This window comes from Nocardia brevicatena NBRC 12119 (assembly GCF_000308495.1).
Classification (GTDB): Bacteria; Actinomycetota; Actinomycetes; order Mycobacteriales; family Mycobacteriaceae; genus Nocardia; species Nocardia brevicatena.
Map to the genome: position 1 here is coordinate 1 of NZ_BAFU01000218.1, position 9,375 is coordinate 9,375.

Annotated in this window: 8 protein-coding genes, 1 tRNA gene and 1 pseudogene; 8 read left to right on the plus strand and 2 right to left on the minus strand. The window is 64.4% G+C overall.

All coding sequences use genetic code 11. The annotated features are described in order from the left end of the window. Positions 1-219: 219 nt before the first annotated feature. Entirely contained in the window at positions 220-1,758 is a 1,539-nt protein-coding gene (locus ON20_RS26640; RefSeq protein WP_040839999.1) for an aldehyde dehydrogenase family protein, read from the plus strand. Positions 1,759-1,778: 20 nt separating this feature from the next. Here the strand turns inward: ON20_RS26640 and ON20_RS26645 are convergent, their stop codons facing one another. Both ON20_RS26645 and ON20_RS26655 read right to left on the minus strand, forming a co-directional pair. Continuing rightward, positions 1,779-2,525 carry a VTT domain-containing protein gene (locus ON20_RS26645; RefSeq protein ID WP_040840001.1) on the minus strand — a complete coding sequence of 249 codons (747 nt, stop codon included), beginning with the start codon at positions 2,523-2,525 and terminating at the stop codon, positions 1,779-1,781. Between the two features lie 631 nt (positions 2,526-3,156). After that, a complete protein-coding gene (locus tag ON20_RS26655; RefSeq protein ID WP_040840006.1) occupies positions 3,157-3,588 on the minus strand; it encodes a nitroreductase/quinone reductase family protein in 432 nt (143 codons plus the stop codon). Positions 3,589-3,720: 132 nt separating this feature from the next. Here ON20_RS26655 and ON20_RS26660 point away from each other — a divergent pair. The 7 genes and pseudogenes from ON20_RS26660 to ON20_RS26695 all read left to right on the plus strand — a co-directional run bounded on the left by ON20_RS26660 (position 3,721) and on the right by ON20_RS26695 (position 9,375). Then, a tRNA-Ile gene (locus tag ON20_RS26660) sits at positions 3,721-3,794 on the plus strand. A 115-nt stretch (positions 3,795-3,909) separates the two neighbouring features. After that, positions 3,910-4,366: pseudogene (locus ON20_RS26665) on the plus strand (transposase); the annotation flags it as partial. A gap of 991 nt (positions 4,367-5,357) precedes the next feature. Then, entirely contained in the window at positions 5,358-5,822 is a 465-nt protein-coding gene (locus ON20_RS26675; RefSeq protein ID WP_157229034.1) for a hypothetical protein, read from the plus strand. A 934-nt stretch (positions 5,823-6,756) separates the two neighbouring features. Beyond that, positions 6,757-7,305, plus strand: a complete 549-nt coding sequence (locus tag ON20_RS26680; RefSeq protein WP_040840016.1) for a dihydrofolate reductase family protein — start codon at positions 6,757-6,759, stop codon at positions 7,303-7,305. After that, complete coding sequence (locus ON20_RS26685) at positions 7,302-7,664, plus strand: DUF1801 domain-containing protein (RefSeq protein ID WP_218002639.1); 363 nt, start codon at positions 7,302-7,304, stop codon at positions 7,662-7,664. Before ON20_RS26680 ends, ON20_RS26685 begins: the two co-directional genes overlap by 4 nt. A 30-nt stretch (positions 7,665-7,694) precedes the next feature. Then, positions 7,695-8,111: a YciI family protein gene (locus ON20_RS26690; RefSeq protein WP_245547510.1), complete on the plus strand. Its 417-nt coding sequence runs from the start codon at positions 7,695-7,697 to the stop codon at positions 8,109-8,111. 13 nt (positions 8,112-8,124) lie between these two features. Beyond that, a complete protein-coding gene (locus tag ON20_RS26695) occupies positions 8,125-9,375 on the plus strand; it encodes an RNA polymerase sigma factor (RefSeq protein WP_040840023.1) in 1,251 nt (416 codons plus the stop codon).

Sequence of the window (9,375 nt, forward strand, 5' to 3'; positions counted from 1 at the left end):
ACGATCGGGTGCGCGGTCCCGCGCCCGGGCAGCGTAACGATCGTGTACCCGGAGCTCATCCACTGCCAATCGCTTGATTCATTCGTTTGATCGAGAGTAAGTGGTGAATGCGCCCGCGATCGACCGGATGCCCGCTTCGCCCGGTGCATTGCGTTCGGTCATGGCGTAAGCTCCGAACAAAATAGAACCTGTTTCAGTTCCTCGGGTGAGGAGAATTCCATGGCCATCGTTGAACAGCTCGAGCCGACCACCGAAGGGCGGCGCCGACTCGAGCTGCGCAGTCCGGCGAATCGCGAGCGTATCGGCGAAATCGAGGTCGGTACCGCCGACGACGTGAAGGAGGCCATCGCCCGCGCCCGTGCCGCACAGCCCGGCTGGGCGGCGCGCCCCATCAAGGAGCGGGCCGCGATCGTGTGCAAGGCGGTCGAGGTGATGATCGCCCACCGCGATGACATCGTGGCCACCGTGCAACAGGAAACCGGTAAACCGCGGGTCGAGGCGCTGGCCGTGGAGATGGTTCCGTCCTGCGACTTCCTGAACTACTGGAGTGGCCGGGCGGTCAAGGACCTGTCCGACGAGAAGCGGCGGATGCACGGCTATCTCATGCCGCTCAAGAAGCTGGTGATCAACTACCAGCCGCTGGGCGTGGTCGGCGTCATCACCCCGTGGAACGGCCCCTTCGTCCTGTCCATCAACCCGGTCGTCCAAGCGCTGCTGGCGGGTAACTCCGTGATACTCAAACCATCCGAAGTCACCCCCCGTTCGGGTGAATGGGCGGTGAAGGTGCTGCACGAGGCGGGTATCCCGAAAGATGTGCTGCAGGTCGTGCACGGTGACGGCGAGACCGGCGCGGCGCTGGTGAACGGGGACGTCGACAAGATCTCCTTCACCGGCAGCGTGGCCACCGGCAAAAGGATCGCCGCCGCCTGCGCGCAGCGACTCGTTCCGTGCACCCTCGAACTCGGCGGCAAGGACGCCATGATCGTCTGCGCCGACGCCGACCTCGAGCGGGCCTCACTCGGGGCGGTGTACCTGTCGATGTTCAACAGCGGCCAGGTGTGCGTCGGCGTGGAGCGCGTCTACGTGGTGGACAGCATCGCCGACGAGTTCATCGAACGGGTGCGCAAACATGCGGAAGAGGTGACCTACGGGGCCGATCCGGGCAACGACGTGGGCCCGCTGTTCTGGGACCGGCAGTTGGATATCGTCGGCCGCCACGTCGAGGACGCCAAGGCCAAGGGCGCCACCATCCTGCTCGGCGGCGAACCCGACACCGAACAGGGCGTGTTCTTCGAACCGACCGTGGTCGTGGACGTCACCCACGATATGGACCTCATGCAGGAGGAAACCTTCGGCCCGGTGGTCGCCATCATGCGCGTCGCGGACGAGGACGAGGCGATCCGCATGGCCAACGACTGCAGATACGGGCTCAGCGGCAGCGTGTTCACCAAGGACACCGCCAAGGCCATCCGTATCGCCAAACAGTTGAAAACCGGCTCGGTCGTGCACAACGACGCGTCGGTGATCTACGGCGTGCCGGAGGCCCCGTTCGGCGGCCGCAAGGACAGCGGGCTCGGACAGGTCAACGGCCGGGAGGCGCTGCGCGGGTACACCCATCCGCAGCCGATCCTGCTGGACCGGTGGAAGCAGAAGAAGGAACAGATCTGGTACCCGTACGGGGCCGACACCGTCAAAACCATGGAGAAGACGATCCAGACGCTGTTCGGCACCAGGTTCGCGCGCCGGTTGATGCGCTGAGCGACTCGGCCGTTCCCGGCTCAGGGGCGGGGACCGGTGGTCTGCTGTTCGGGGTCGGTCTCCGTCTCCGAATCGGACTCCGTCCCGTCCCGACGGCCACGACGCGGCCACCGCCGTTTGACCATCTCGACGATGATCGGAACCACCGAGGTGGCCACGATCAGCAAGAAGATCAGGTCGATATTGTCCCGTACCGCCGCGGTCTGACCGAGCAGATAGCCCAGCAGCGTCATCCCAGCCCCCCACAGCACGCCACCGACGACGTTGTAGATCGAAAAGATTCGGTACCGCATCCGGGCCGCCCCGGCCACCAGTGGCGCGTATGTCCGCACGATCGGTACGAACCGTGCCAGCACGATGGTGATCGGGCCGTGCCGTTCGAAGAAGGCGTGTGATTCGTCGAGGTATTTCTTCTTGAATATCCGGGCATCATCGTGTTCGAACAAGGTCGTGCCGCCGCGTGCTCCGATCCAGTAACCCACCTGGTCGCCGGCCACCGCTGCCAACGGCACCAGCACCAATAGCGCCCACAGCGGCGCGAACGGCGGAATCTCGGCCGATTTCGACGCCGCCACCAGGCCCGCGGTGAACAGCAGTGAATCGCCCGGCAACAGCGGGAACAGTAGCCCCGATTCGATGAAGATGACGATGAGCAGGCCGAGCAGCACCCAGGGGCCGAACGAATTCAGCAAATTCACCGGATCCAGAAAGCCCGGCATGAGCGCCAACTCGGTGACCGCCGGTTCGGCGGCGTTGTACGGCGTCATCTGCCCGAAGGTACGCCGGCCGGGTAACCGAGCGATTTCCGTCCGGCAGCGCGGTGGTCACGGGTTGTTATGCGGGATGCGACTACCTCCGCGCCGCCAACGGTATTCGCCGTTGCCGTTGCGAGATGGAATTGCCCATCGTGATGGCCGTCTCCGTCCTGGTGCCGATAATGCTCATCGGCGCGATCGCGGTGTTTGCGATCGACCGGTCGAATTCCCGCAGGCGCGGCTCCCGGTGCGGGGGTACCGGTGGTGCAGGGCGATGGGCCGGCGACAGCGGATCCGGTTCCGAGGGGGTGGTTTCGATGGCGGGCCGGGCGGTTCCGGCGGCGGAGGCGGGGACGGCTGAGCGGTGCGTCCGGAAATTTCGCCGAGCGAAAACACCCCGCTTCCTCACAAGCCCCGCTCACGCGCGCCGTGAAGTGTGAACTGTACGTATTTCAATGGTGCACAACCATTTTCATGCGGTTAATGTGCCTGTGTGATTACCGCCATTGTTGTTGTCGCGATCCTGCTTCTCGTTCCCTCCGTCATACATCTGGCCAGCAGGATCCCCGATGACATGGACGAAACGCGTCGGCGTCCCCTCCGGGCGAACCGCCGCCCGAACGGCGTGCGCGGCTGATTCGGCTCAGCCCGTAGGCCTCAACACGACCACGGCGATGGGCCGCGTCGTCTTCTTCTGGTACTCGCTGTATCGGCCCTGATTCACCCGGTCCACAATGCCCCAGCGGCGCGCGTATTCCGGATCGTCGGGCAGTGTCGCCTGCGCGACCACCGGAATCGTGCGCCGCCCAACCTGGATTTCACATTTCGGCTCGGCCCGCAGATTCGCCAACCATCCCGGCGGACGCGGTGACCCTCCGTTGGACGCCGTCACCAAATAGTCGTTCCCGTCCCGCGCGTAGGTGAGCGCCGATGTTCGCCGCCGACCCGTTCTACGGCCCACCGTCCGCAACAGCAGCGTCGGATTCCCGAACAGCAGCCGGTGCCCCACCAGCCCACCGCTCTTCTCGTACAGCCACTGATGCGCCCGCAGTACCCGCACGAACAATCCGGACATCACACCCTCCTCGGCATCGTCGGTACCTCGACCTACCCTAGTCCGCGACACACCCCCACGCCCCCGTGCTCGACTGGCCGCCATCACCTCGACCGGGTAGCATCTTGGGCTTGCGACAGCTTGTCGCGGTCGGGGGCGGTAGCTCAGTCGGTTAGAGCCGCGGACTCATAATCCGTTGGTCGTGGGTTCGAGCCCCACCCGCCCCACAAAAACCCTCTCACCAGCAGAAATGACGAGAGAGCTGCTGTCGGTTGATCTAGAACAACGCTTGTTCAGCTCTAGACTTTGCACGTACCGCCCCGGGGTATGATCGCGGATCTGGACGACATTCGGGAGCCGGCGGAGGTGGTCGGGAACGTGTGGCCGCCGGCCACGGTCCAGACCTGCATCATTCATTCGATTCGCAACACGTTCCGGCCGGCCGTCAGCACTGGATGAGCCGACAGAGCGGTGGGGCACGACATACGGTGCCATCGTGGGCCTGCGGGAGAATGTGTGGGAGGAATTCATCCCGTTCCTCGACTACGACATCGAGATCCGGAAGGTGATCTGCTCGACGAACGCCATCGAGTCCTTGAACGCCCGCTACCGGCGGGCGATCAAGGCCAGAGGGTATTTCCCGACCGAGCAAGCCGCCCTGAAATGCTTGTATCCGGTCACTCGTCCATCGTGCCCGACCGGCACCGGTCGGGCACGATGGACGATGCGCTGGAAGCCTGCGGTCAACGCGTTCGCGATCACCTTCGCCGACCGCCGGCCCGACGCCCGAACCTACTGAGAGAAACCGCCGGAAACACCTTTACCGAAGAGAGAGGAGGGAAGAAGCCCGGATGGAGGACCGTAAGGGGGAGGAGAGACCAGAAGGGAGGGGACCACAAAGAGGGGCGGGCTTGGCGAGATGGTGGTCTCGGGGAGCGCCCGTTACGTTGGGAGCGCGATCTCCATGGGTAAGGCAGCCCGGCCGGGCCTGAGGAAGAGACCATAACGAAGCGGTTCGGGGCAGGGGAAATTCCGGCATATTGCCCGAACCGGTCGTGGACTCGAGTTACCTTCTGAGAGAAGGTTTTTCGCAGTGTCCTCAGGGGGTGAGGTGACATGGTCGGCAGGAATGGGCGAAAGTGCCCCGGCCGAAAGATGACCGGTGCGGTGGCCCGTACGGAGTCCATGTCGATATCCGCGATCCGGATACTTTCGCCCTGTGGAGGTCTCTGCGAGGGCTGCTCTGCAAGCTGTGCAGCGACCATGCACAGCCTTACCGCCGCCAGGGGACCGGCAACCGATACGTTCGCCATGGCCAATGCGACCCGATCACGCCCAAGAGCGGCCGCGACCGGGGCAAGCAGACCCTCCTGAGGTATTGGTTACGTGATCAACTCCTGGAATATGGTCTGATCGATGTCACGGCACGGCCATACGGCGACAACCAATACCCGCATGTTTGCGGCGCTCACAACGAACGTCGTTACGCGGTGATGGTTCAATATGATCCCTTGCCCTTCGGTGGGGCGAGGCAGCGCACGAATGAGCTCATCGAGGCAGGATACGACCAGGTGTTGTGGCTGACTCGCCACTGCGACTGGGTCGAACGCCTACCCTCGCTCGGGATATCCGAGTTCAGTCCGGGCACCGCCGATGACTACCACATCCACACCGGATTCCGCGCACACTCAGGGTCTGAGTGTGCAGTGCTACTCCTTGCAGGAGTTCCTTCGCCAGTGGACCGAGCCCGACACGCTCGCCTGGGCGCATCTCACCACTACGACAGCAGGATGGGCCGTCGTGACCGATTGGAAACAGCTCACCCTCGAACCCTTCGCATCATCGAGGCACAGAACGAGCGTATCCGGCAACTGGATCAGCAGCTCGCCATCATGCGGCAGGAACTCGAGGAGGCATCCCCCGCCCTCGGCACCGACCGGCGAGGAGCCGACGATCGAGACGAGCGCCGTACACCGCTCGAAGCAGCCTACGGCGCTGTCGTGGAGCTGGAGAACTTGCACCATGAGCTCCCCGCGGACCTGGAGAGTGAGCCTGACTCAGGTCTCCCCGCTGCCGTCCAGGAACTGCAGGACGGCAAGAACCGTGGCCTGGCCCTGATCGATGCACGAGCGACCGCCACTGGTCGGATGACGACCCTGGGCAGAATCAGCGCCGCCCTGGCCGCAGCCTGCCTGATCCTGGCTCTCCCGGCTTGGCTCAAATCCTTCAAGTCCTGGGAGCCGATGCGGAAGTAAGGAGTCGTTGTGCGGACGAATACGTATCCCGGTCGCTGCGTTGAATGTGGTGTTGCCGTTTCGAAGGTCGGTGCTTACCTCTACGGTGCTGCCAACGCTGTTGTCTGTAAGCAGTGCGCCTACGACTTCTATGGTGAGAAACACGGCTACTTCGCCCCAGCTCCCATTCGCACCGACCTGGGTACCCGCCTGGTCCGGGCCCGGGGCATCGTGCCCGCACCTTCCGGGTACTGCTCACCCGCACCACCGCCACCCTGACAATACACACCCTCCTCCATCTTCAACCCACATAACGCTAAGCCCCGAGTCGATATAGCCGGAGAAGTTAGGGTCTGCTTACTTGTTCTGTCACCGTTCTGTGGTGGACGGTTCGGAGGATTCGAGGGGATCCGCCAAAAGTTCGGTCCGATGGGTGGGCAGGTCGCGTCCTGTTCCGGAAGCGACGGTGTCGACTTCGAGAAGTCGAATTCCGGACGGATATGGCTGCCGGTGAACTGGAGTTTTCCCGGCTCTTGTCAGTAGGTTTCCTGCGCACACCGCCGGCTGTGTTCGGGGGGTGGAGCCAACCGAATCCGAGCCCACTGGTGGCGGTGTCGAGCAGAGTCGTCACCACGGTGATGGTGCCGGGCACGGCACCGCGGGTCTTGGCGGCGATGCCTTCATGTCGGCGTTCGAGGATGAGCGAGCGTTCGTACTCGGCGCGAGCGCCCGGCACCGGCGGTAGTGGATTCGCTATCGGCGAGTCCTCGCCGATGAAGGTCGCTGCCTGTCGAGAGCCCGGTTCGATGGGGCGTCGCCCGTGTCGATCAACCGTGCAAGTACAGGTTCTCGACCTCACCGGAAAAACTTTTCCGCCGTGTCGAAATCCCGGGTGGTCGCACGAAGGACTTGCTGAGGGCCGGACCGGCCGGCCGATCGGTAGAGGAGATCTCCCGTGCGACGCATCATCGCTTCGACCAACACGACGCTCGACGGATACATCGACAACCCGCACGAGTGGTCGATGCAATACAACGACCCCGGCGCCCAGCGGTATGCCTTGGACCTCACCCTCGGTGCGGGTGCCCTCCTGCTCGGCCGGGTGACGTACGAGGGCATGGCCCAGGCGTGGCCGCATATGGGCGGTAACCCCTATTCCGACCACGTCAACGGGATCGAGAAGTATGTCGTCGCCTCGGAGCAGGTCGACGTCGAGGCCTGGGGCCCGGCAACGGTTATCGCCGGCGATGACGTCCTCGACACGGTCGGGCGGCTGAAACAGACCGACGGCGACGACGTCCTGATCTGGGGCAACGGCCGATTGACCGACACCTTGGCCACCGCGGGCCTGCTCGACGAGTACCGAATCTGGGTCTACCCCGTCATCAAGGGCGGCGGTGAGCCGCTGTTCCGGGCCGAGAGCCGCGCAAGCCTCGAGCACATCGACACCACGACCTTCGCGTCCGGCGTGGTCGTGCTGTCCTACCGTGTCAGCGCTGCGTGAAGAAGGACGAAATGAACACCGACGTTACCGCTTACATCAACGGCACGCAGCCTTGGCAGAAGGAGATCTGCACCTATCTGCGTGAGACCGTTCACGCCACGCTGGCGCCGGGGGTGGTGGAGGTCCTGCAGTACGGCAAGCCGCACTTCACGGTCGAGGGCGATAACGTCGCCGTGCTGCATGTAGCCTCGGCTAAGATCTCGTTCATGGTCTTCGGCGCGCAGCACATCGAGCCGGTGCCAGGGGTGCTTCGTTCCTTGGGTTCCGGCGATCGCAAGGCCGTCGACTTCCGTGAGGGTGAGGCGGTCGATCCCGAATACATCGCAGACCTGCTGCGCCGCGTGACCGGCACCGACTGAGAACGAGGAAGGGTTCCTACGATGCGCGTGATGGTGATGACCAAGGGCGATGCCGCCGACGAAGGCGCGGCGCAGCCGACTCAGGAGATGTTCGAGAAGATGCAGGCCTTCAACGAGAAGTTGGTCAAGGCCGGCATCATGCTCGGCGGGGAAGGCCTCAAGCCGAGCGGGGCCGGTGCGAAGGTCGCTTTCTCGACGTCCGGGACCTCGGTCGTGGACGGTCCGTTCACCGAGTCCAAGGAAGTCATTGCCGGTTACTGGATTTGGGAGGTCAGCTCGCTGGCAGAGGCTGTCGAGTGGGCAAAACGCTGCCCGTTCGACCCGTCCTACGGCGACTCCCAGGTCCTGGAGATCCGCCCGCTGATCGATATGGACGACTTCGCCGAGACCGTCGACCCTGAGACCCTGGCCCGCAGCGAGCAGCTGAAGTACCCGCCCTCGGACTGAACCCGGCCGACCAATGGAACTGCACGAATCGGTCGAGGCACTGTGGCGGATCGAGGCACCTCAGCTGATCGCCACGCTCGCACGCCGCATCGGCGACCTCGACATCGCAGAGGACCTGGCCTCCGAGGCTTTCGTTGCCGCCTTGGAGCAGTGGTCTGTCGAGGGCATTCCGGCCAGGCCCGGCGCGTGGTTGATGACGACCGCGTGGCACAAGGCGATCGACCGTGCCCGGCGAGAGGAGACGGTGCGTAAGAAGGCACCGCTTCTCCTCGCCGGGCAGCACGGCCAGCTCCCGGACGTCGCCGCCGCGGCGCTCGCCCCCATCCCGGACGATCTGCTCATCATGGTGTTCACCACCTGCCACCCGGTGCTCTCCCCGGAGTCCCGGGTCGCGCTCACTCTGCGGTTGTTCGGGGGCCTGACCACCGAGGAGGTCGCCCGCGCGTTCCTTGCTCCCTCGGCCACCATCGGACAGCGCATCTCACGCGCCAAACGCACCCTGGCCGAGGCCCGGGTCCCGCTCGAGGCGCCGTCGGCCCAGGAACTGCCAGACCGCTTGCGCGCCGTGCTCCAGGTCCTGTATCTGATCTTCAACGAGGGATACTCGGCCTCCTCCGGCGACAGCATCGTCCGCACCGACCTTGCGACCGAGGCCATGCGGATGGGACGAGTCCTGTCCGGTCTGTTGCCGACCGAGCCCGAAGTTTTAGGCCTCACCGCGCTGATGGAACTACAGGCCTCCAGATTCCGTACTCGCCTCGATGAGAACGGCACACCCGTCCAACTCGAACAGCAGGATCGCCGCCGATGGGACCGCACCCTGATCGAGCACGGTCTCGGCATGCTCGACCGTGCCTTCGATCTGGCCCGCCCGCTCGGCCCCTATACACTGCAGGCAGCGATCTCGGCGTGCCATGCCCGCGCTGCCGCCTTCACCGACACCGATTGGGGTGCAATCCTCGCCCTCTACGACGCCCTCACCCAGGTCACCGCATCTCCCGTGGTCGAATTGAACCGGGCGGTCGCCGTTCTCCACATAGACGGTCCCGAAGCCGCACTGGCCGCGACCGAACCACTACTCGAAGACCGACGAATGGCTCGTTACCACCTCCTCGGCGCGGTCCGCGGTGACCTCCTCACCCGACTCGGCCGCCACCATGAAGCCGCCACCGAATTGGAACGAGCCGCCGACCTCGCCCCCACGAAACAAGAACGACAGCTCCTTCTGGACCGCATGACAACCGCACTCACAGCCTGTGGTTAG